We start from the raw sequence: 23,789 nt of genomic DNA on the forward strand, positions 1-23,789 counted from the left end.
TGGCGCAGACGTTTAACTGCAAAATGCGCCACTATGATAGATGCGTTATTTCAGGTGGGCACACTTTCGATGCCTGTGGCCATGTGGTTGACCATTGCCGTGATTCTCGCGGCGATTGTGCTATTTTCCACTGAATTGGTCAGCCTCGAAATCGTGGCGCTTGGTGTGCTTGTGCTGCTGATGGCCATTGGGCTATTGGCACCGGACACACAATTGACCACTGAGAGCTTGCTTGCGGGTTTTGCCAACCCGGCCCTCTTGACCATCATTGCCCTATTGGTAATAGGCCAAGCCCTTTTCCAAACGGACGCTCTGGGTGGAATCACCAAAGCCTTTGAGCGGCTATGGCCCCGCCATCCGTCGCGGGTTATCCCGATCATCCTTATTATTGCCGGTATTTCTAGTGCGGTGATCAACAATACCCCTGTGGTCGTGATGTTTATTCCGTTGCTCACCGCAGTTGCAGCGCGTCGGAAGCTGGCCACGCCAAAAATCATGATGCCCCTGAGCTTTATATCCATTTTGGGTGGCATGACCACGTTGATTGGTTCCTCTACCAACCTGTTGGCCGCGGGGATAGCGCTTAGCTATGGGGTCACCATCGACTTTTTTGCCTTCACGGTGCCGGGTCTGTTTATGGCGGGCGTTGGCGCGATTTATGTCATATTTGTCATGCCGCACATTTTGCCCAGCCGCATGAATGAAAAAGGACAAGAAGTTCAGGCCCGCAATCTTCAGTTTATCACCGAGATTCGCCTTTATGACGGTCATCCGCTGATTGGGGAGAAAACTGTTGCAGGCATGTTCCCGAAATTCACAAAGATGACGGTTCGTGCGGTCATGCGCGGTTATGAGCGCTATGTGCCCCCGTTTGAAGATATGACGCTGCGTGCGGGCGATGTGTTGATTTTGGCGGCGACCCGCGATCAGTTGACCGATGCGCTAAAGGAATGGCGGGCTTTCGACAATCCGCGGATTTCAGAAGACCAAGATGGCCCGACGGATCATGGCATTGTGCTGTGCGAAGCACTGGTCCCACCCGGCTCGCGCCTTATCAACAATGGCATCGACCAGCGCGGCTTCCTTTCGCAGCATGGTTGTTTGATCCTTGGCATTGAGCGCCGTAGCCGCATGCCGCGCGAAAGCCTTTCAGAGATCCGCCTTGATGCGGGCGATGTGCTGCTGATCGCTGGGCGCTCCAGCGCCATCAACAATTTGCGCGGGCAACAGGATGTGGTGGTGATCGAGTGGAGCGCCTCCGAAGTGCGGCCACACCGCTTTGCCTCTCGCGCCCAATTGATCTTTGCGGCCACGGTGGCGGCCATTGCTACAGGCATTGTGCCCATCGTTTTTGCAGCCATTGCGGGTGCGTTCGCCATGTTGGCTGGCGGGTGCTTGAATGTGCGCCAGGCCACACGGGCCATCGACCGACGCATCTTTTTGCTTGTCGGGTCGGCTATTGCCATGTCGACAGCGCTGGAAACGACGGGCGGCGCGGCCATGATCGCGGATGTCACTGCGATGACATTATCCAATGTCAGCCCGGCGATGGTCATGTCATTGACCTTCTTGATTGTGGCTATTTTGACAAACTTTTTGTCCAACAACGCCACTGCGGTGCTCTTCACGCCCATTGCGATTTCAACCGCACAAGCGTTCGGCCTTGATCCGCTGCCCTTTGTCGTTGCGGTTATTCTGGGCGCTAACGCCTGTTTTGCCACGCCAATTGGATATCAAACCAACCTGTTGGTCATGGGTCCGGGCCACTATCGCTTCAAACACTTCTTCATTGCGGGCATTCCGCTCATTCTCATTGTATGGATTGTTTTCAGCATTGTTGCGCCGATCTATTATGGCGTTTAGACTGAATTCAGACACAAATACAAATCAAGGTCCGGCCGATGACAGAACATCGCACCGCTGAACTTCAGTTCTATCTGACGACGGACAGTCCCTGCCCCTATTTGCCCAATCGCACTGAGCGTAAGGTCTTCACGCACCTTGGCGGTCGGCGCGCTGGTGAGATGCACGATCTTTTGTCGCTTCACGGGTTCAGGCGCAGCCAAAATATTGTCTATAAGCCAGCCTGTGTGGGCTGCACCGCCTGCCAAAGCGCGCGCGTTGTGATTGATGAATTTGAACCCAATGCACGGCAACGGCGAATCTTGCGCAAAAACGCAGATTTGGTCACCCAGGACGTTTTCCCCGCCGCCACACGAGAGCAATATCGATTGTTCCGCAAATATCTCAACCACCGCCATGCGGGGGGCGGCATGTCTGACATGTCTGCCTTTGATTATGAGTACATGATTGAAGACACCCCAGTGCACACTGTGGTGGTTGAATATCGCAAGCGCTCGTTGGACGCGGACAATTTGAACCCGCTTATGGCTGTGGCACTGATTGATGTACTGCCAGATGGCTTGTCGATGGTCTATAGCTTCTTCGATCCAGACGCCCATAAACGCAGCCTCGGCGCTTTTATGATCATGGATCAAATTGCCCGGGCCAAGGCTGCAGGGCTACCGCATCTTTATTTGGGATATTGGGTCAAAAACTCGCCCAAAATGGCCTATAAATCAGAATATAAACCGCTGGAAGTGCTGACCGACGCTGACCGCTGGATTCCATTGGAAGACTAATTCTTCCCTATTCAATATGAGGGTTTTATGCGCAGGGCGCTGACCAGCTTTGTCATTTTTGGCTTTTCTGCTGCCGCAGGCTTTGTCGCACTTGCCGCTATTGTCGGTTTTTTGGGCTTTGCGCTGTGGCCGTTTGATGTCTTCAATCATTTGCAGCCGCTGTGGCTGATTGGCGGTGGCGTTTCTCTTGTTTTCGCGCCATTGATCCTGCGTCGTCAGCCTGTGCGCGGGTTTGTCATTGCCTTAAGCGCGACCGGGTTTCTGGCCGCCACGGCGATTGTTCTGCCTGAATATCTGGCGGGTTTGCAGCAAACTGAACCCGAATTGGAGGCAAGTGAGACACAACGTTTGATGACGTTTAATATTTACGCCAAGAACGACGATTTAAATGCTCTCGCGCTGAGTGTTTTGGAAGTCGATCCTGACATTGTGGTGTTTCAGGAGTTTTGGCGCTGGCATCGTGCGGGATTGGAGGAACGGCTTCGGAAGAATTATCCGTTCGCCTTGCATTGCCAGGGCGGTCGCCGTTCGTTCGTCGCGCTCTACGCCAAAATGCCGTTTGCGCCGCAACCTGGCAATAACTGCGTGGACAGTTTGGCCGCTGACCAACGGACATCAATCATTTCGGTCAATTTTCCGGCAACGGAACAACATGACAGCTTTAGCATTGTGACCACCCATCTCGACTGGCCAATCCCCACGGATCGGCAGCATGGGCAAATGAATGCACTCATAGACGCCATTCAACAGGTGGACGGCCCGTTGCTCGTGGCGGGTGACTTCAATTCAACGCCCTATTCTTATGCCTTGAAAAATCTGGTCAAACGCGCCGGACTGAAGCGCATTGCGAAGGGTATTCCCACTTGGCCGGCGCCGCCGACCTACCCCTTTAAGATGCCAGCGTGGCTGCAATTGGATCAGATAATGAGCCGCGGCGAGATTATCGCCACGCCAGCAAAAAAGGGGCCGAGTGGCGGTTCTGATCATTATCCGCTCTACACAGACTTTACTGTGACGACCGAGTAACCTGAGAAAGAAAAATCCCCGAGCGAAGCCCGAGGATTTTGGTGGGGTTACTTACCCTTTGAACTTGTTGTTGCGCGGGAAGCCCGGCGGTGGTTGACGCCCTGCGTGGGCGCGCTCGCCGGACCATTCCATCAAATCGTCAGACGCCTTTTGATACGTCCGGCCGGAACTGTCAGTCCATGTCAGGCCGTCCTCACTGCTAAAGGTTTTCACGTCCGAAACGCCACCATCTTTGTAACGCTGCAGGCGTACGCCCTTGCCACGGCCCATCTCTGGCAATTGATCCAGTGGGAATACGAGCAGTTTCCGGTTTTGCCCGATCACCGCCACCATATCGCCAGTGACCGGGGTAAATATCTTGGCTTCAGTGGTGCCAGACACGTTGAGCACCTGCTTGCCTTTACGGGTGTTGGCGATCAAGCCATCCTCGGGCACAATAAACCCGTTGCCCAAATCCGAAGCGATCAAACGTTTTGCCCCCGGCTTATAAACCACCAGATCGACAATGTCGGTGCCCTCTTCCATATCCACCAGAATACGCACCGGCTCGCCGTGACCACGCCCACCGGGCAGTTTATCGCCCAAAATGGTGTAGATGCGCCCGTTTGTGGACAGCATCAGCAATTTGTCCGTCGTTTGGGCATGGGCCCACAATTTGAGCTTATCGCCCGTTTTAAATGGTACAGAACTCAAATCCGTCGTGTGCCCCTTCAAGGCACGAATCCAGCCTTTTTCTGACATGATCACGGTGATCGGCTCGCGCTCGATCATCGCGGTTTGAATGTCATCAAGGTTGGCTTCTGGCGCGTTTTCAAATGTGGTGCGGCGCGCGCCCATTTCGGTGTCTTTATTGAATTCTTTTTTGATCTCGCGCACTTGGTCCGATATGGCTTCCCATTGCTTGTCGGTTGACCCGAGCAATTCAACAAGGCCCTCTTTTTCTTCGCTGAGTTTGTCGAATTCCTTTCGGATTTCAAACTCTTCGAGCTTACGCAAGGCCCGCAAGCGCATATTCAAGATGGCCTCGGCCTGCACATCGTTCAGTTCAAAGCGCGCCATCAGGGCCTTTTTGGCCTCATCCTCTTCGCGGATGATGTGGATCACCTCGTCGATATTGAGGTAGGCGATCAAATAGCCACCAAGCACGTTAAGGCGGTGTTCAATCTGGCCAAGTCTATAATTAGACCGACGAACCAACACGTCCTTGCGGTGTTCCAACCATGATAATAGCACCTCGCCCAAGCCCATCACTTTGGGCACTGTGCCGTGGGCCAACACGTTCATGTTGAGGGAAATGCGGCTTTCAAGATCGGTCAGCTTAAACAGCGATTCCATAAGCAATACGGGATCAACTGTGCGGCTTTTCGGCTCCAGGACCAACCGAACATGCTCGTCGGACTCGTCACGCACGTCACGCAACAAGGGCAGTCTTTTGGCCAGCAGCAAATCGGCGATTTTCTCCACCAAGCGCGACTTTTGGATTTGGTATGGAATTTCCGTGACGACAATCTGGTAGCCACCGCGACCTTGGTCTTCGGTTTCCCAACGCGCGCGACAACGGAAGCCGCCTCGACCTGTTTCATAGGCTTGAATGATCGACTCGCGATCATCCACCAAAATACCGCCAGTGGGAAAATCTGGCCCCTGCACATAATTGACCAGGGTCTCTGTGCGCGCATTTGGTGTTTTAATAAGGTGCAATGCAGCGTCACAAAGCTCTGCTACGTTGTGAGGCGGGATTGAGGTCGCCATCCCCACCGCAATGCCGGATGAACCGTTGGCCAACAGATTCGGAAAGTTGGCTGGCAATACGATGGGTTCTTCTTCTTCCCCATCATATGTTTCGCGGAAGTCGACAGCATCTTCGGTGATGCCTTCCAGCAAGCGTGCGGCAACACCTGTCAGGCGTGTTTCTGTATACCGCATCGCCGCGGCACTATCGCCATCGATATTACCAAAGTTGCCCTGCCCGTCGGCCAATGGATAGCGCACAGCAAAATCTTGCGCCAACCGCACCAAAGCGTCGTAAACCGATTGGTCGCCGTGTGGGTGATATTTACCGATCACATCGCCAACAACCCGTGCCGACTTTTTATAACCCTGCCCGGGGTCGAGCTTAAGCAGGCGCATGGCGTGCAAAATGCGTCGGTGCACAGGCTTAAGGCCATCGCGCACATCGGGCAATGCCCGCTGGGTGATGGTGGATAGCGCATAACTTAGATAGCGCTCTTCCAAAGCGCCGCGCAAATCAATTGTTGGCAGCTCGCCGCCGCCATCAACAGGCGTTTGATTTCCCATGGGGGACCCTTTTGATTTTGTAGTTCCGAATCAGTGTCAGTATAGCCCGTTTACCAAGCCTTCGATGAGGGCCTGACGCATAGAAGGTGGGGATAATTGCCGTGGCGACCAAATATGTAGGTGCAAAAAATGCCCTGTCAGTCGAAACGCCGCTTCAATCTCTGCGGCCTTGTCCATTTCGAGAGCACCGCCGAGCACTTCGGGCAGTGCAAACAGCTTATCCTTATAAGGCTCGCCCGCTTCTTTCGTCACGGCGCGTCCAGTGCGCGGCGACACATAGCAAAGCCCTGCGGTTTCGCCTGTCACGGCGCAGCTTGACGTATCAATGCCAAAACCGAGTTCGTTCAACAGACGCATTTCAAATTTGACCAAGCCGCGCGCCAAAATTTCGCCATCGGCTTCATTTTCGTGCATGGCCAAGGCTTCGGCATATAGCCGTGGATGCGGATCGCGTTCGGGCAGCAGTCGCAAATGCTCGCAAAGAAGTTGGCTCAGCGCCAAACGTTGGCGGCTTTCCATCAAATTGGCCGCCCGCAACGCCAGCGCCTCAACAGTGAACATGCCCAGATGGTCAGCCAACCGAGCGCGCCAAGTCAATTGCACCGAGTTGCCCGGTTGAAGCAACGCCGCATATTTGCGCGAGCGTCCACCTTTCACCAGACCAAGGTGTCGCCCATATTCAGCAGTCATGGTTTCAATGATCACCGCATTTTCCCCGTGTTTGCGGGTGCCAATGATCAAGCCTTCTGCCTGCCATTCCATTGCTTGGACCTATTGTGGGAACTCAAGTCCCATTTCGCGATATCGAGATGGGTCGTCCGCCCATTTTTCACGCACTTTAACAAACAAAAACAGATGCACTTTGGTTTCAAAAATCTCGCTCAACTCTTTGCGTGATTCTTCACCGATCTTTTTGATCGTTTGGCCGTTTTTGCCCAACACAATCTTCTTGTGCCCATCACGCGCCACATAAATCACTTGTTGAATGCGATATGAGCCGTCTTTTTGGGTCTTAAACTGCTCGGTTTCCACCGTCGCAGCATAGGGAATTTCTTCGTGAATACGCAAAAATAGCTTTTCCCGCGTCACTTCCGAAGCGGTCAATGCCAGCGTCAGGTCGGTCAAATGATCTTCAGGGAAATGCCATGGTTCAACCGGCACCGCTTGGGCGCAATAGTCGACAAAATCCTTCACCCCATCACCTTTGAGCGCTGAAACCATAAAGGTTTGCTCAAAGTTGAGTTTCTCATTGAGTTCCTGCGCCAGCGCCAACAGCGTCGTGCGCTCAACCTGATCAATCTTGTTCAGGATCAGCACCTTAGATTGCTTGTAGTCACTCAAGCCTTCGATCAGCGCCTCGATCTCGTCGGTTAGACCGCGCTTGCAATCCACAATCAGCGCGAGCACATCGGCGTCTGCGGCGCCAGACCAGGCCGAGTGCACCATTGCGCGATCCAAGCGGCGCTTGGGCTTAAAGATGCCCGGCGTATCCACAAAGATCATCTGGCTTTGATCGAGCGTCACCACGCCGCGCACCTGCGCCCGTGTGGTTTGCGCCTTGTGCGTCACGATCGACACCTTTGTGCCGACCAACGCATTCAGCAAGGTTGATTTGCCTGCGTTCGGCGCGCCAACCAGCGCCACAAAGCCGCATCTTGTTTCAGTATTAACTGTCATCTTCTGTCCAAATGCCTTGGCGGACCAAAAAGGCTGTTGCAGCCTCATGTTCTGCGATTTTTTTTGATTTCCCCGTCGCCTGAGCAGGATCGTGCTTTTCCAAATTCACCGCAATAGTGAAAACAGGCGCGTGGTCTGGTCCCTCACGGGACAATTCTTCATATTTGGGCAGCGCCAAACCACGCGATTGCGCCCATTCCTGCAACGTTGTTTTTGCGTCGCCGCGTCCACTCATTGACGATTTAAAAAAGCTGGCGAACTCGCGCTCAATAAATGCTTTGGCTGGTGCTAGGCCGCCATCCAGATAGATAGCGCCGATAATGGCTTCGCACACATCGCCCAAGATCGCTTCTTTTTGTGCCCCACCTGTGCGGGCTTCGGATTGCCCTAGCGCGAGTGCGGCAGGTACGTCGAGCTGGCGTGCAACCGCAGCGCAGCTTTCTTTGCGCACCACCGCATTCAATGCGCGGGACAATTCGCCCTCATTGGCGCTTTTGTGGTGGAAGTGCAAATATTCCGCCACAACGAGGCCCAACACCCGGTCACCCAAAAACTCAAGCCGTTGATATGATTGTTGCGTGCGGCTCGACGGTGCAATCGCACTGGAGTGCGTCAGCGCCCGCTGCAACAAATCATGGTCGTTAAACTGATAGTCTAGCCGATCAACGAGCTTTTGGGTTTTAGGTGTCATTTGGGTCACTGGTAAACCGACTCAAACATACGATCCCAACGCACATTGCCGGGCCAGTTCCAAACCGCCCATGGGTTGAGATTGTCTTTAATCGAGAAGTAGCGCACTTCGGCCTTACCAATAAAGTTACTGATGGGCACATAGCCGACTGACGACAATGAACGTGAATCCAATGAACGGTCACGGTTATCGCCCATCATGAAATAATGGTCTGCTGGCACCCTGTATACGGCTGTATTGTCGAACGCGCCTGTGTCAGAGATTTCCTGAACTTCGTAACTCGCGCCGTTGGGCAAGGTTTCTTGATAGGTGATCACTTCAACGGAAATGCCGTTGCTGTCAGTGTCGATCCGCGTGCCCGTACGCTCTTTTGCCACTGGCTCACCATTAATGTGCAGCAAGCCGTTTTTCATTTGAATTTCATCACCCGGCAGGCCAATCACGCGCTTAATATAGGCTTCTTTTTGTGGCACAGGCTCAAATACGGCGATTTCACCGCGCTCAGGCGTGCGGCCAAAGATCCGCCCATTGATCGGCACGGCTTTAAACGGAAACGAATAGCTGGAATAGCCATAGGTATATTTCGAGGCCAAGACATAGTCACCGATCAACAGATTTGACTGTAGCGACGCGGTGGGAATGGAAAATGGTTGCCACAAAAAGCTGCGGATCACCAAAGCGATGATGAGCGCCTGCACCAGCACGACAATTGTTTCCCAAATTTCGCTTTTGGCCGATTTGGTTGCTTTTGTTGTCATAGTTTTCGCTTTTCTTTTGGTTTTAGGCGCGTGTCGGCTCGGCTTCGATAATCACAATGGCTTGAGCCATACCATTATCATCAGTGATTGTTAAATGCAGATAGGGTGTGTACCCGTTTGGAACAAGTCTTTCCAGCGCTTTCTTGGCGCCATTGGTCAGTTCCAAGGTGGGTTTACCTGTCGGCATGTTCACCACACCGATGTCACGCCAATAAACAGCGCGCGACATGCCGGTGCCCAATGCTTTGGCACAGGCCTCTTTTGCGGCAAATCTTTTGGCGTAGCTGGCGGCCCGTTGGGCGCGTCTATCAGACTTTTTCTGTTCGATTTCGGTGAAGCAGCGTTGCACGAAGCGGTCGCCAAAACGCGCCAGCGTTTTTTCGACGCGCTCTATTTCGCAAATATCGTTGCCAATGCCGATAATCAAATCATTGTCCCCTATTGCAAGCCACGGCTACCGGGCTTCACTGCGGGTATATTCTCCAATTCGGGCGGCAATTGGTCGGCGGGGTAAGCGGGCACCTTGTAGCCTGTAAGCGCCACAAGCGGCACGCCCACATCGGCCTCACCGTCCGAACGGTCCACCAAACATGCTGCTGCCACAACGTCCGCGCCCAGATCCTTCAGGCATTTCACACATTCACGGATCGAAAGGCCGGTGGAAACGATGTCCTCCACCACAATGACTTTCTCGCCTTTTTCAACATGGAACCCACGGCGCAATTCAAACTCGCCATTTACCCGCTCGGTGAAGATTGCTGGCACACCAAGGTGACGTGATGTTTCATATCCGGGGATAATGCCGCCGACGGCAGGTGAAACGATCTGTGATACCTCACCAAAGCCCTCTGCGCGGATTTTTTCGGCCAGGGCTTTGCACAAGATTTCTGATTTGTCCGCGTGCATAAACACTTTGGCTTTTTGCAAGAACACAGGCGAACGCAGGCCTGAAGACAAAATGAAGTGGCCCTCTAAAAGCGCATCACAGGAACGGAAAACATCGAGCACGTCTTGCTGGTTCATCAGGTTACCTTTGTCTCTAGCTGTTTGTATTGTTGTGTAAAGTCTTCGATCAATGCGCCCTCTTCACATGTGGCGCGCCGCACACTGGAAATACCTACAATGCGCTTAATGGTCGACGTTACATCGTTGAACTGAGTTATATCCTGCACTTCGATACAAAAGATCATATCTGAAAAGTCGGATCGCACCGTACGGAACATCAAGTTCACGATATTGGCGTCGCACGAAGCGATGGACGACGAAATCTGCCCCAAAATACCGGGTTTGTTGACGGATTGCACTACCATGACCACCGGGAATGACTGATGCTTTTCAGCATCCAAATCCCAAAGCACGTCCACCCAAAGCGCATCGACGTCTTGATATTCAAGCAAAGCATCCGAACCGATCGGATAGATCGTAAGCACGCCACTTTCTGGCAGAATGCCCACCATGCGATCTCCGGGCAGCACGCCCTCGCATGAGATTTCAACTGGCGTCCCAAACTCTAGACGCGCGCCACCCAAAAAGTCGGCATCCACTGTCTGTCCGCCAGGTATGCGAAATTTGAAGTTTTCGCCTTGTGCCAGCGAGAACCACCCATCTTTGCTGGTGCCGACAGGAAGGCCCAACGGCTTTCGCTTGCGGGTGCGTTCATAGCCTTTGAGTTCGTCCAGCTCATGCACCAGATCTTCGCCCGCCAATTGCGCCTCACCCAAGGCAACATATAGAGCGCGCATCGATTTCTGCTTCAAGCGTTTGAGCAGTTCGTCCTGCTCTTTTCGGTTCACCGAAAAAGACTCGCGTTCGAGCAGCGCGTCATAGATTTGCTTGCCCAAACGTTCTGCGCGTTCTTGCGCGGCCAAGCGCAGAGACCGCCGTATGGCCGCCCTCGCCTTACCGGTTATGGCAATGTTTTCCCAATTGGGCGGTGGGCGGTGTTTTTCGTCGCGATCAATTTCCACCTCGTCGCCATTCCGCAATTTGGTGGTGAGCGGCATAGCTGTGCCGTTAATGCGGCTGCCAACGCAGCTATTGCCAATATCTGTGTGCACGGCGAAAGCAAAATCAATTGGCGTGGCGCCACGGGGCAACGCGATCAATCGGCCGCGCGGAGTGAAGCAGAAGACCTGGTCCTGGAACAGTTCGAGCTTTGTATGCTCCAAAAATTCTTGCGGGTTCTCGCCCTCTGTCAGATGCTCAATCGTATTGCGCAACCAGGCATAAGCCCGGCTTTCCTTTTCCAGCCGCTTCATGTCGCCGGAAATCTCATCTTTATACAAGGCGTGGGCCGCAATCCCCAACTCAGCGATAGAGTTCATGTCATGGGTGCGGATTTGCAGTTCTACCCGCTCCCGCTCCGGCCCAACAATCGTGGTGTGGATCGAGCGATAGTCGTTTTGCTTGGGCGTGGAAATATAGTCTTTAAATCGACCCGGCACGACGGACCAGGTTTGGTGCACAACGCCCAGAGTTTTGTAGCACATGTCGACGCTTTCAACGATCACGCGAAAGCCGATAATATCCGATAATTGTTCAAGGCTGATGGACTTGCGCTCCATCTTCTTAAACACAGAAAATGGCGCTTTGAGGCGTGATGATACGTCGGCGATGATCCCCGCATCAACAAAGCGCTGGGCCAGTTCCATGCGGATTTCATCGACCACAGCGCGATTGTCTTTCGCATATGCGTCCAAATGATTGCGAATGACTTGATATTGCTCTGGATGCAAGGTCTGAAACGAAAGGTCTTCCAGTTCCGAGCGCATGTCCTGCATGCCCATGCGGCCCGCCAAGGGCGCATATATTTCCATGGTTTCCTGGGCGATGCGCTTCTTTTTGTGCTCAGGCACAAAGCCCAAAGTTCGCATATTGTGCAAACGATCCGCCAGTTTCACCAGCAACACGCGCACATCTTCAGAAATCGCGAGCAACAATTTGCGCAGGTTTTCCGCCTGTGCTTCTTCGCGCGAACCAAGGTTAAGTCGTTCGATTTTGGTCAGACCATCAACAATGGCGCCTATCTCGTGACCGAAAAGCTGATCAATTTCGGCGCGGGTCGCGTCTGTATCTTCAATGGTGTCGTGTAAAAGCGCCACGGCAATGGTGGCATCGTCGAGATGCAACTCGGTGAGAATCGCAGCAACTTCAAGCGGATGCGCAAAATAAGGATCGCCTGATGCACGGGTTTGGCGACCATGCTTTTGCATGGCGTAAACATAGGCTTTGTTGAGCAGGGCTTCATCCGCGTTTGGATTATAAGCCTGCACCAGCTCAACAAGTTCATATTGGCGCATCATGGGCGGAAATGCTGCTCCGATTGGCGTTCAAAAAAGTGTGTAGAATCACAAAAAAGGCGCCGATCAAGGCGCCCTTCCATTATCGTGCAGCTCATCAAAAGATGCAAGATTAATCGTCCCGGCGATCTGGGGGCGAAAGGCCCTCAATGCCGCGCAGCAAGTCTTCTTCACTCATTGTGTCGAACACCATGCCTTCATCATCGCCGCCGCCTTGGCTTTCGATCATGGGCGCTGTTTCTGCTTCAGGCTCATCCACTTCCACATATTTCTGCAGTGAGTGGATCAAATCTTCCTTAAGATCGCCTGGTGAGATAGTGCCATCACCGATTTCACGCAAAGACACAACAGGGTTTTTGTCATTGTCGCGATCAACAGTGATTGGGGCCCCTGATGAAATAAGCCGGGCACGATGTGCCGAAAGCAAAACAAGCTCGAATCGATTAGGGATTTTTTCGATGCAATCTTCAACGGTAACGCGCGCCAAAGCAAATCTCCGCAAATTTGGGTAATCAGTGGGGTGATCTACACCAATGAGCTACAGTTTACAACCCAGTAAATGAATTAACATTGTTTCATATAATTGAATCGACATATTCACCAATTATGATTTATGACTACGTTAAGTACTGAGGTCACCTCTTGGACAAGGGTGGCCTTTTTGCCGTGTGTTACCGATTGCGTTCATGTGGCAAAGTGCTTATGGACTAGTAATGTTTTATCAAACGAATGCAGGTATATTATCCTGATAAGCAGAGTAAGGCTATTGTTTAATGTTTGATCCTCGCGAAAAGGTTATCCTGATAATGGATGGAGCAAACCTTTATGCCACAGCAAAGGCATTGGGCGCCGAATTGGACTATCGGCGTATGCTTGCAGAATTCCAGAGTCAGGCCTATTTGTTACGCGCCTATTATTATACGGCACTGGTGGAAGATCAGGAATACTCCTCGATCCGCCCCCTCATCGACTGGCTAGATTACAATGGTTACACTGTTGTGACAAAACCAGCAAAAGAATACACCGACGCTCAAGGTCGGCGTAAAATCAAAGGTAATATGGATATTGAGATTACCATTGATGCGCTCGACATGGCAGATAATTACGACCATTTGGTCCTATTTTCAGGCGATGGTGATTTCACCGCGCTCGTTGCCGCGCTACAGCGCAAAGGCAAAAAGGTGACTGTGGTTTCCACAAAAGCAACCTCAACCCCGATGATTTCGGACGATCTTCGGCGGCAGGCGGACTATTTTATGGACATCGCAGATTTGGCTAAATCAGTAGGCCGCGACACCTAATTCGCGGCAGCTTTTGTGCCAATTTGATTTGATGAGGTTTGATTTTGGCTGCGCTTGACCCGGCTGCAAATTGTGGACGATGTCCGCGGCTAAAATCCTACCGCCTAGATTCTAAGCGTAATTTCCCGACGTTTTTTAACGCGCCAGTCCCGAATTGGGCCTCACCGCAACCTAGGGTTATGATTGTAGGTATGGCGCCGGGCATGAAGGGCGCCAATCGCACAGGTCGAACCTTTACCGGCGATTTTGCGGGCGACCTTCTGTTTGACACCCTGATCCAGCATGGTTTTGCAAATGGCGTTTATGGCAATTCAGCAGATGATGGATTGACGCTAAATGAATGCGCCATCATCAATGTGGTACGCTGTGTGCCGCCGCAAAACAAACCCACCGCCAGCGAAGTCAACAATTGCCGCCGCTATCTGGAGGCGACATTGAAGCATTATCGCAACGATGTTGAAGTGTTTGTGACACTGGGCAGCATCGCCCATAATTCATTTTTGAGCTGTTTTGATGTGCGCAAAAAGGACTTCAAATTCGGACATGGCGCAGCGTTTGAATTGCCCAGCGGGCAGACCTTGCTGTCGAGCTATCACTGTTCACGCTATAATGTGAACACCAACGTGCTCACACCGAAAATGTTTGGCGATATTTTTTCCCGCGTGCGCGAAATATTAAGCGAATAGAATCGCTTAGCCCAAGTCTTTCAACAAACGATTCTTCTGGCGAGACCAATCGCGCTTTTGCTCTGTCGCGCGTTTATCGTGCTGCTTTTTACCCTTGGCAATGCCAATCAGCAGCTTGGCGATCCCGCGGTCGTTGAAATAGAGTTTGAGCGGCACAATCGTTTGCCCCTCTTTTTCCACAGCGCTCATCAAGCGACTCATTTCGCGCTTTTTCAACAGTAATTTGCGGCGGCGCCGCTCGTTGTGATTAAAGCGGTTCGCTTGCAAATATTCAGGGATATGCGAATTGATCAGCCAAATTTCGCCACCTTCTGGCGTGGCGTAACTCTCGGTGATTTGCGCTTTGCCGTTGCGCAGGCTCTTCACCTCAGTGCCTTCCAGCACGAGCCCTGCTTCCATTGTGTCCAAAATTTCATAGTCGAAGCGGGCGCGGCGGTTTTCCGCCACGAGCCCTGTGCTTTTCAATGAATTTTTCTTTTTGGGTGCCATGAATTAGTTGATCAACCCGGCGTGAATAAGCGCTTCATCCACGGCCAACTTGGTTTGCGGCGAAATCGGCACCAATGGCATGCGCGTATCCGCCTTGCACAATCCCAAACGCTCTGCCGCATATTTGACGGGCACAGGGTTTGGATCCAAGAACAAAGCGCGGTGCAATGGTGCGAGACGGTCTTGAACCGCCATCGCCGCTTCGTAATTGCCATCCAGCGTGGCTTGCTGCAATTCAGCACACAAGCGCGGGGCAATATTTGACGTCACAGAAATGCACCCTACGCCGCCATGGGCGTTAAAGCCGAGCGCAGAGATGTCTTCACCGGACAGTTGGATAAATTCCTTGCCCAGAACATGGCGCTGTTGCGACACACGCGCCATATCGGCTGTGGCGTCTTTCACGCCCACGATATTAGGGCACTCATCGACCAGGCGCTTCATGGTGTCGACATTGATGTCCACGATCGAACGGCCTGGGATATTGTACAAAATAATCGGCAGCTCAGTGGATTTTGCGATCGCGCTGAAATGGGCAAACAAGCCTTCTTGGTTGGGCTTATTGTAGTATGGCGATACTGACAAAATCGCGTCAGCACCGGCATCTTCTGCAAATTCAGCAAAACCAATAGCTTCTCGTGTGGAGTTGGACCCAGCGCCGGCGATAACCGGCACCCGTTTGTTTGCCGCCTCGACACAAATCTTGATGATCCGTTTATGCTCTTCATGGCTTACGGTTGGTGATTCACCAGTGGTGCCGACGGGCACCAATCCAGATGTGCCTTCATTGATCTGCCATTCGATAAAGCTTCTAAACGCGGCTTCATCGACTTCGCCATTATTGAACGGCGTGATCAATGCAGTAATTGAGGCGCGAAACATCCCTTCACTTCCTTTTTTCGTTTTGTTCGTTGGCATGTTGACACCATGTTGGCGCAAAAAGGTCAAACTTTTTCCGCGTTTTTAGCGCAGAAAGACCCGAGTTGCCCATCATAATGAGCTGAAAAGATGGCAACAAGCCCAGTTTTTCCGATTGGATAAATCAATTTGATTAAAAATATATCTAAACCAATCCTTCACCTTAATTGGTTAGATTCTGTTTATGGGTCCGGCAGCCCGAACATGCCGTCAAAAATTGTATTGCGTAATTTGACAGGTTTAAAAATGCTTTCTCAAAGCACGAATTCTATTCGCCAGTATTTCGCGCCCCGTCGCGCCGCTTTTAAAGCGCTGTTGATGTGCTCCGCCTTGTTTTTGAGCGCGGGCCAGTCCGCACAGGCACAAGTGCAGATTGATCCGGTGACAACAAGCTCCACAGGTGGTGCGGGCAGTGTCATCATGCAGGGCGCAACAGGCAGCCAACAGTTTCAAAATGCGCTGGCCGCCTTGCGCGACAGCAAATATGCCGAGGCTTATAACGCAGCCCGCGGGCTTTCCAACAATGTAGAGCGCCGCGCCATTCAATGGGCGGCCATCTATTTTGGCAAAGACGATATTGATCACAATACCATTTTGCGTTTTCAGGCTGATGCCCCCCACTTTGCCAGCACCAGCACTTATAAAACGCGGCTAGAGCAATCTATGCTCAAACGCGACCTGCCTTATAACGAAGTCATACAGCTTCTGGGCGGACAGATGCCCAATTTGGTGAATGCGCAAATCGCGCTGGCGGATGCCTATGTGCAAGATGGCCAGGTTGCCCGGGCCGGACGCATCATCAAGCATGTATGGATCAATAATTTCCTTGATAGCAGCACTGAGCAAGACCTTTATCAACGCTATCGCGGCCAATTGACCAATGCGGACCATTGGGCTCGTGCCACTCGCCTGCTGATGCATGATCGTGCACGCGCTGTTGAGCGGATCTTCAATGAATATTCTCCGGCGCAGCAAAGCCTGTTGCGCGCGGTGATTGCCGTGGCCCGCAAGGACAAGCAGGCCCAAAGCCTGTTGGATCGTGTAGACCCCAGTTTCCGCAACCACAATCTGTTTCATTGGGCAAACGCTGAGTGGGCGCAATTGCGCGGCTCAGATGCTGGTGCCGTCGCGCATTTGAACCGCGCCGCGGGTGAACTGCCGGAAAGCCATTTGTGGTGGTACAAACGCCGTTATCTCGCACGTGAATTGCTTGAAGCGGGCGACAAGAAGAACGCCTATTTGGCAGCAGCCGGCTATACAAACGGGCCAGAGGGCCGTGTTGTTGACGCACAGTTCCATGCGGGCTGGATTGCCTTGCGCTTTTTGGGTGATGCCGCGACCGCAGCGCAGCATTTCGAGAAAATGGCTGCCCTTTCGACACTTCCCTCTTCGGTCAGCGAATCTCACTATTGGTGGGGACGCGCGCACGAAGCCATGGGCCAAATCGAAGCTGCCCGGGTAAAATATCAAAAAGCCGCCCGACATGACGACTATTATTATGGTCAATTGGCTTCGCACAAATTGAACGTGAAAAACCTTCAGTTGACGCCTTTGCCCGCATGGCAGAATAGCGAAGCAGGGTTCAATAAACGCGAACTGGTTCAGGCCATTCGCCTGTTTGAAGGCAACAAAACCTTTGGCTTTGCCCGCCCCCTGATGCGACGCTTGATCTATCAGGTAAAGTCGCCGGGTGAGATGTTGCTCACGGCGCGGTTAGCGCAGGACATCGAGGCGCATGATCTGGCTATTCTGATGGCCAGTATTTCGAGCAATCGCGGCGTTGATCTGGACCTTTTCCAGTTCCCCAAAGACGGATTGCCGAGCCAGAAATTGGCAGCGATTGATGCAGCCGCCATTTATGCTGTTGCGCGGCAGGAAAGCCGCTTTGATCGTACGGCGCAATCCCACTCGGGTGCGCTTGGCTTGATGCAATTGATGCCGGGCACCGCCAAGGAAACGGCGGGTAAGTTGGGCCTAAGCTATTCAAAGTCACGCCTCACGAGCGATCCATCCTATAACGCACTGTTGGGCTCAACCTATTTGAAAGCACAGCTTGAGCGCTATGATGGCTCCTTGGTATTGGCCGCTGCGGCCTATAATGCTGGGGCAGGCAATGTGAACAAATGGCTTAAGCGTTTCGGCGATCCACGCTCGGGCAAGATTGACGTTGTTGATTGGATCGAGCTGATCCCGTTCACCGAAACACGCGGATATGTGCAAAAGGTGCTCGCCAATTATCAGGTCTATCGGGTGCGCTTGGGCGACAGCCGTCTTCGTTTGGCCAACTATTTGATGAAAATCGACTAATTGGGTTCGATCTTGCATCTATTGCGGGGCAAAAAAAGCTGATATATCCAGATTATGGATCAAGTTAGCGCATCAGAGCAAATCGAGGAGCAACCGGTGCAGCATCTCACATGTGGGGATGGTGCACGCCAGATTGCCTATCGCATGCAAGGTGATTTTGATGACCCGCAAAAGCTTCCCATCATTTGCCTTGCCGGTTATCAGCGCAATATGGAAGATTTTGCTGCCTTTGCTGAGAAATTTTCCAGCTACGCCAAACGCGATTGGCCCATCATTCGCATTGATCTGATCGGCCGTGGCAGTGCGCGCAAAGAGCGCAATGATCGCGCCTATTCCACATTGCACGATGCTGCTGACATGGCTGAATTTTGCCGTGCCAAGGGCATCGAAGACGCGATTTGGTTTGGGCAAGGCCATGGGGGCCAGGTGATCATGGCCCTCGCCACGCAACACCCAACGATCATTTCCGGCGCCATCCTTTGCGATTCAGGCCCCATCATCAATGCCCGTGGCTTGGTGCGGCTGCGCAATAATCTTGATTATCTCAGCAAGATCCGCGGCAAAAATGCGGTGCGCGATTCACTGCGACGCATTTTGAGGGTGGATTATCCCAATCTTGGAGATGGGTTGCTGGATCAAATTGCGGCACGCACGCACACGACCAACGCCAAAGCACGGCTTGAACCGCAATTTGACATGCGGCTGAACGAGCAGTTGAACGCATTTGACAATGATGATGTGCTGCAGGCGAACTGGAATCTTTTCGACAGCTTACGCAATATCCCCTTATTGCTCCTGCGCACGCAACACACAGATCTGTTGCGCACAGAGGTATTTCAACTCATGTGCAAGAAGCGCCCCGATGCACTCAATTACGAGATTATGGGCGAAGGCTTTCCAGCTTTGCTTGAGGGGGCCGATGAGCTGGGCGTAATCGCCGATTTTGCCTTACACACCTGTAAATGGCACAAAAAACGCGGCTAGAATGCCGCGTTCTTTTGTCATCAAGCCATTGTTTGCAAATTACTTTTTGGCTTTCGCCAATGCTTTGGCCTGTTTTACCCATTCTTCACGGTCAATGCGTCCTTTGAATGACAATTCATTGTCGACCCAATTCACATCTTTGCGTTTCCATGCGGCAACCTGATCAAAGTGATAAATGCCCTTCTCATTGAGAATGCCTTCAATCTTGGGGCCAATCCCCTTGATGTTTTTAAGATCATCCTTTTTCCCGTCGCGCGGTGCGGACAGCAGTTCAGGTTTATCATCGGCCTTTGATGTGGCTGCGGATTTGGGCGCCGCCTTTGTCGCTGGTTTACGTGCGGCGGTTTTCTTGGCGGGTGCTTTCGCCGCAGGTTTCTTGGCCGCGGGTTTCGGTGCCTCTTTCGGCTTTTCACTCACCGTTTCCGCTGGTGCCGCCTGTTTTGGCGCTGCAGCCTTTTCTTCGGTCTCGGCGCTGCTTGCGCTTGCCCGGCTGGATGGTGTCACATTCGGTGCCGGTTCGACGGCTTTCTCCGGACCTGCTGTCCATCGGCGCACATAATAGCCGATCAGGCAGCCCAGCAAGAAGAACGCCATCATCAACAAGATGATTTCAATGAGATGTGGTGTCATAATGCCCTCCCCGGATTATTCTTTGTTTTGTTCAACAGAAACGCTGAACCATCCGGTCAACAACCCGATAATCAACGCCAGACTAAAATATAGCCAATATTGTGAAATCAGAAATCCGATCGTTTGGAAAAACATCTGACCCTCCCTTTTTTCCGCAATCTACTCTAGCGGGGGTCGCACTGTAAACACAATGCGACGGTTTTGCGCTTTGCCCTGGCGCGTGTCGTTATCTGCAATCGGCAATGTTTCGCCAAATCCCAGTGCATAAAGCCGATCCGCCTCCACGCCCATTTCCACCAACTCGCTCACCACTGTTTCCGCGCGCTGCACTGACAATGACAAATTGATCAAGTCATCGCCATCAGAGTCCGTGTGCCCTTCAACCTCAACAACAGCCTCAGGACAATTTGCCAATTGGTCTGCAATTTTGGTCAGCACGGTGCGAGACCCATCCGTTATGCGGGCACTGCCGGATTGGAACAGGATCGCTTGATCAGCGATCAGTTGTTCAACATTCGCGTTGCACAATTTATGTGCTGGTGGCGTGTTAATCGTCACCCGCGCATTTGGCAGCGAGTCTAAAATCGCGGCCAATTGGTCGCGCGCGTCGAAGCTGGATACATCTGCGCCTACCGTCCACTCGCCGCCAATCAAGGCTGCATTGCCCGTCTCCGCTTGGCTTAGGGCTTGGGTGATCGTCAAGGCGTTGGCCAAGAAGCGTTCCGGCGCTCCATCGGCTTCCGCCACGTCGAGTTTGGCATCAGCGCCTGCACTCAATTCAAGGGTATAACGCGCCGCCGCGTCAGGCACATCACCAGAAATGGTGATGCCGCTATCTGCAGATTTTTCAATGGTCAGTTCAAAATCGGGCGCTGGCTCGACGGCCACCTCCGCATCCACCGTGTCACTAACATCAGCAGGCGCAGCTTCCTCAGCTGCCTTCTCATCCTGTTCCGCGTTCATCTCTGTCGCTGGTTCAGACTCTGTCTCAGATGTAGCGTCCTTTTCAGCGTCGGCATCCGCAATTGCAGGTTCAGTTTCGCTTGGTTGATCCGCTTCGGTCGCCTCTTCTGCAGTTTCAGGTGTGTCTGTCTGGTCGGCAGGTTCTTCAACTACAGGCTCAGCAGGCTCGCTGGACACTTCGTCTTCGCCCACAACAACATTTTCGGCCTCAGGCTCATCTGTTGTCTCAACGACATCAGATTCTTCCAAGGACGTATCTTGAGACACTTCTGGGGCAGCTTCCTCAGTTGCAGGCTCTTCATTTTCAATCGGCTCTGCCACTGGTTCTTCCGCGGGTTCCTCGACTTCAACAACTGGAACTGGCGGTGCGGTTATGGTGGTATACCAAGGCCCCAATGACGATCCGTCCAGAATGAGCTCCACAGCGGACAATACAGCCTGATCGGGCGCTTCGCCTGAGATGCTCCATTGACCGCCTGCATGAATAACTTCACCTTCATTGAGCATGCTGAGTGCATCTACGCCCAATTCAATCATGCGGTGAAACGCTTCGCGCTCCGGCAGGACATTGCCGTTAGAAACAGGTAGGTTAGACGTTTGCTCCCAGAAGGTTTGATCTTCCAGATATCCGGACCAATCCCAAGTACCATCGGCTGACTTGCTGATTTGCAGCAACAAATCTTCCACCTGCGGTACAATTTGCACATCAACCAAAAATGCATCGCTTTGCGTCGCCAACACATCCAAGATATTAGCCAACTTCTCGTCAGAAGACGCACGGCCAATCAGTGCCCACTGGCCATCAACCAGGCTCAATCGTCCGGCATCCAGCAATTCAAGGGCGTTAAGGCCAATATTTACGCGCTCGTTGAAGCCCTCTGGTGCGCCTGCACCCCGCTGGATTTGAGCGCGCCAGCCAAATCGATCGGCCCACTGATCGATAAGATCTTGCGTTGGCGCATATCCGGCGGCGTTGAACTCATCATCAAGCGTTTTCTCGGCTGAAAACAGATAGGGCGAAACCAGTTTTTCTGGGGATGAGATGTTTATTGTCCAACCATCCCCAAGGCCCGCATTTTCGATTTGCGCCATCAATGCAGATTTGGCTTCAAATGTCGCCGCTTCTCCGCTAATCGTCCACTTCGCACCGTCTAAACGGAATACGCCTGTTTCGAGGCCGGTCAAAATTGAGTTGCCCAGCGCCACAAACTCTTCAAATTGTTCCGGCGCGCCCCGTGCCACATCCAGATCAAGTTCGCCTTGGTCTGCCAGATTGATCAGCATCTCTTCATTTGGCACATAGCCCTCGAAGGTGCGCGTTCCATTGGCAGATTTTACGGCTTCAAATCGATAAGGATTTTGAACTGGCGGCGGCAATTGCGCGACTTCAAGGCCGAGTTCGTCAGGTTGAATCTCTTCATTAGAAAAAAGCTGCAGGATATTGTTTTTGTTCACAAGATCGCGCGCAACAATATCGGCTTTCCAACCGCTTTGACCGTGAACGGCCTCACCGGAAGCCGCAAGGTCAATCGTTTTTGCTGCGAGCGTCACGAGCGTGTCAAATCTTTCGGGCTCTCCGGCGGCCAACAAGGTGGTGTCTTCCGCTGAAGTGTCCAAAATTGTGTAGATTGTTTGACGCAGTCGGCTATCCGGCAAATATCCAGCCATTTCCAATGCGCCGTCGTTCGATTTGCTCAACGACCACTCATAGGGTTCAACCACTGCCAGGGCCAGATTGGCCATGTCGACGGTCAATCCGTTTGGCGGGCTTGCGGCCAGCTCCAACAATTCGACATAGGCACGAGGTGTTTTCGCTTGGCCAGAAACATTCAACCGGTCGCCCACAAGTGACAATGACCAATTCTCTCCCAACAAGCCTCGCCCGTTCTCCATCCAAGTGGTGATTTGTTCGAAGTTTTCCGGCGCCCCATTGGCTGCCCGCGTTGCATTCTCGTCAATATCTACAAAAAAGGCTTTGTTTTCCGCATCTTGCGGCACAAACCCCACGGCACTCACCGCGCCGTTTTGGCTCGCTAGTGTCAATGTGAACGGCTCAATCGTCGGCAACGGCAAATCGATCTCGACATTTGGTCGTTGCAGCTGCGCAAGTGCGGACTGCGCGCTGTCATAAGCGGCAAAGTCCTGCGCTGTGCCGGCCAACTGGATTGTCTCAGCGGAAAGCGAAAATTCGCCTTGCTGCAATACATCGAGCTGCTCAGCCAAAATTAGGCTGTCCCGCCCGAAACCATCAGGAGCGCCAGACGCTATGAGGAGTTGAGACACATCTGCCCCTACCTGTTCCAGCTGGTTGCGAATGTCTGGCGTTGGGACAACACCGCTCAGCGTAAGACCTGTCTCCCCGACTGTGCCGCGCAGCACATAATCTTCTTCGAACGGAGGAATGATCTCGGCAGTTCCCCGCTTTAGCTTATCTGGGAAACCGGCATCGGCGATAAGATCAAGATCACGATAAGATTGGTGATCCTTGGCGCGACCGGAAAAGGAAACCTTTAGGCCCGTCGCAGAAATCTCACCCTGATCAAAATGATTGAGCAAGCGCGTGCTGTAAGTCAGCACATCGCGCCAATCATTTGCGCTTGGCCCGCCTGACGCAAGCGTAAACTCGGTTTTGACTGCACTGTCCAGCTGGGCTTCAAACTCGGTTTGGACCTTGGCGCTTGGCATATGGCCGACAATTGTTATGTCGCCATCTTCGATCCGCGCCTCAAATTCAAATGGGTCGGCGATCGGAGCAACTTCAACATTGTTGGTAATGGACGCTACCTCTGGCATCGCTTCCAATCCATTGATCAGTCGGTCGAGTTCCGCTTTATCGGTCGTCACTCCGTTTAGCGTCACATCGCGGCCTTCAATCTGGATATCGGCCCATGCGGCAACCGGCAGAATTGGATTTTTGAGCAGTAGCTGCTCCAAGCTGTTTTCCAGAACATTCTGGTTTTGCCCCACTGCAAGCATGCCGCCGCCAAACGCAACGAACGCCCCCACAACCAAAACACCAATCCACTTCACAGCAATTCCCCGCAACTTTAATCCACTGATCACGCTCAGCTGCCGGAAATCGAGTATCCGCGCAGCCCTTCCCGCGCCGAAGTGTACTGG

At 52.6% G+C, this 23,789-nt stretch carries 20 protein-coding genes; 7 read left to right on the top strand and 13 right to left on the bottom strand.

Annotated features, from left to right (window positions below):
- Positions 1 to 33 precede the first annotated feature (33 nt).
- From MXMO3_RS11350 to MXMO3_RS11360, 3 genes are read left to right on the top strand one after another with little or no spacing between them, the layout of a single operon-like run.
- The gene (locus MXMO3_RS11350) at positions 34 to 1,863 is read left to right on the top strand and encodes an SLC13 family permease (protein WP_036222657.1); all 1,830 of its coding nucleotides are present in this window, start codon (positions 34 to 36) and stop codon (positions 1,861 to 1,863) included.
- A 38-nt stretch (positions 1,864 to 1,901) separates the two neighbouring features.
- Positions 1,902 to 2,642 (top strand): arginyltransferase, encoded by a 741-nt coding sequence (locus MXMO3_RS11355; RefSeq protein WP_117395935.1) that lies wholly within the window; start codon positions 1,902 to 1,904, stop codon positions 2,640 to 2,642.
- A 27-nt stretch (positions 2,643 to 2,669) separates the two neighbouring features.
- Positions 2,670 to 3,668: an endonuclease/exonuclease/phosphatase family protein gene (locus tag MXMO3_RS11360; RefSeq protein WP_117395936.1), complete on the top strand. Its 999-nt coding sequence runs from the start codon at positions 2,670 to 2,672 to the stop codon at positions 3,666 to 3,668.
- Positions 3,669 to 3,719: 51 nt separating this feature from the next.
- Here the strand turns inward: MXMO3_RS11360 and parC are convergent, their stop codons facing one another.
- The 9 genes from parC to rpoZ all read right to left on the bottom strand — a co-directional run bounded on the left by parC (position 3,720) and on the right by rpoZ (position 12,878).
- Complete coding sequence (parC, locus tag MXMO3_RS11365) at positions 3,720 to 5,966, bottom strand: DNA topoisomerase IV subunit A (protein WP_117395937.1); 2,247 nt, start codon at positions 5,964 to 5,966, stop codon at positions 3,720 to 3,722.
- Positions 5,967 to 6,002: 36 nt separating this feature from the next.
- Positions 6,003 to 6,728, bottom strand: a complete 726-nt coding sequence (recO, locus tag MXMO3_RS11370) for a DNA repair protein RecO (RefSeq protein ID WP_117395938.1) — start codon at positions 6,726 to 6,728, stop codon at positions 6,003 to 6,005.
- Between the two features lie 9 nt (positions 6,729 to 6,737).
- Positions 6,738 to 7,643, bottom strand: coding sequence for a GTPase Era (era, locus tag MXMO3_RS11375; RefSeq protein WP_425462120.1), 906 nt, complete (start codon positions 7,641 to 7,643; stop codon positions 6,738 to 6,740).
- Entirely contained in the window at positions 7,633 to 8,334 is a 702-nt protein-coding gene (rnc, locus tag MXMO3_RS11380; RefSeq protein ID WP_117396796.1) for a ribonuclease III, read from the bottom strand. Before rnc ends, era begins: the two co-directional genes overlap by 11 nt.
- A 5-nt stretch (positions 8,335 to 8,339) precedes the next feature.
- A complete protein-coding gene (gene lepB, locus MXMO3_RS11385) occupies positions 8,340 to 9,092 on the bottom strand; it encodes a signal peptidase I (RefSeq protein WP_117395940.1) in 753 nt (250 codons plus the stop codon).
- 22 nt (positions 9,093 to 9,114) lie between these two features.
- Positions 9,115 to 9,519, bottom strand: coding sequence for a holo-ACP synthase (gene acpS, locus MXMO3_RS11390; RefSeq protein ID WP_027835487.1), 405 nt, complete (start codon positions 9,517 to 9,519; stop codon positions 9,115 to 9,117).
- A gap of 11 nt (positions 9,520 to 9,530) precedes the next feature.
- Positions 9,531 to 10,115 carry an orotate phosphoribosyltransferase gene (gene pyrE / locus MXMO3_RS11395; protein WP_117395941.1) on the bottom strand — a complete coding sequence of 195 codons (585 nt, stop codon included), beginning with the start codon at positions 10,113 to 10,115 and terminating at the stop codon, positions 9,531 to 9,533.
- Positions 10,115 to 12,394 carry a RelA/SpoT family protein gene (locus MXMO3_RS11400; protein WP_084634183.1) on the bottom strand — a complete coding sequence of 760 codons (2,280 nt, stop codon included), beginning with the start codon at positions 12,392 to 12,394 and terminating at the stop codon, positions 10,115 to 10,117. Before MXMO3_RS11400 ends, pyrE begins: the two co-directional genes overlap by 1 nt.
- Before the next feature lie 109 nt (positions 12,395 to 12,503).
- On the bottom strand, positions 12,504 to 12,878 hold the full coding sequence (gene rpoZ, locus MXMO3_RS11405) for a DNA-directed RNA polymerase subunit omega (RefSeq protein WP_027835489.1): 375 nt from the start codon (positions 12,876 to 12,878) through the stop codon (positions 12,504 to 12,506).
- Positions 12,879 to 13,164: 286 nt separating this feature from the next.
- Here rpoZ and MXMO3_RS11410 point away from each other — a divergent pair, with 286 nt between their 5' ends.
- Positions 13,165 to 13,692, top strand: coding sequence for a LabA-like NYN domain-containing protein (locus MXMO3_RS11410; protein ID WP_051213842.1), 528 nt, complete (start codon positions 13,165 to 13,167; stop codon positions 13,690 to 13,692).
- A 44-nt stretch (positions 13,693 to 13,736) separates the two neighbouring features.
- On the top strand, positions 13,737 to 14,378 hold the full coding sequence (locus tag MXMO3_RS11415; RefSeq protein ID WP_342773342.1) for a uracil-DNA glycosylase: 642 nt from the start codon (positions 13,737 to 13,739) through the stop codon (positions 14,376 to 14,378).
- A gap of 6 nt (positions 14,379 to 14,384) precedes the next feature.
- Here the strand turns inward: MXMO3_RS11415 and smpB are convergent, their stop codons facing one another.
- A complete protein-coding gene (smpB, locus tag MXMO3_RS11420) occupies positions 14,385 to 14,867 on the bottom strand; it encodes an SsrA-binding protein SmpB (protein WP_027835491.1) in 483 nt (160 codons plus the stop codon).
- Between the two features lie 3 nt (positions 14,868 to 14,870).
- On the bottom strand, positions 14,871 to 15,749 hold the full coding sequence (gene dapA / locus MXMO3_RS11425; protein ID WP_027835492.1) for a 4-hydroxy-tetrahydrodipicolinate synthase: 879 nt from the start codon (positions 15,747 to 15,749) through the stop codon (positions 14,871 to 14,873).
- Positions 15,750 to 16,031: 282 nt separating this feature from the next.
- Between dapA and MXMO3_RS11430 the strand changes: the two genes are divergently transcribed.
- Together MXMO3_RS11430 and MXMO3_RS11435 are read left to right on the top strand one after the other, a co-directional pair.
- On the top strand, positions 16,032 to 18,092 hold the full coding sequence (locus MXMO3_RS11430; protein WP_162889234.1) for a lytic transglycosylase domain-containing protein: 2,061 nt from the start codon (positions 16,032 to 16,034) through the stop codon (positions 18,090 to 18,092).
- 96 nt (positions 18,093 to 18,188) lie between these two features.
- Positions 18,189 to 19,076 (top strand): alpha/beta fold hydrolase, encoded by an 888-nt coding sequence (locus tag MXMO3_RS11435; protein WP_162889235.1) that lies wholly within the window; start codon positions 18,189 to 18,191, stop codon positions 19,074 to 19,076.
- 39 nt (positions 19,077 to 19,115) lie between these two features.
- On the opposite strand, the gene MXMO3_RS11440 is transcribed toward MXMO3_RS11435, so the two are convergent.
- Positions 19,116 to 19,706 carry an NADH-quinone oxidoreductase subunit E gene (locus MXMO3_RS11440; RefSeq protein WP_117395945.1) on the bottom strand — a complete coding sequence of 197 codons (591 nt, stop codon included), beginning with the start codon at positions 19,704 to 19,706 and terminating at the stop codon, positions 19,116 to 19,118.
- Between the two features lie 159 nt (positions 19,707 to 19,865).
- Positions 19,866 to 23,699, bottom strand: a complete 3,834-nt coding sequence (locus MXMO3_RS11445) for an OmpA family protein (RefSeq protein ID WP_117395946.1) — start codon at positions 23,697 to 23,699, stop codon at positions 19,866 to 19,868.
- Positions 23,700 to 23,789: the final 90 nt, after the last annotated feature.

The organism is Maritalea myrionectae, assembly GCF_003433515.1.
Lineage (GTDB): Bacteria > Pseudomonadota > Alphaproteobacteria > Rhizobiales > Devosiaceae > Maritalea > Maritalea myrionectae.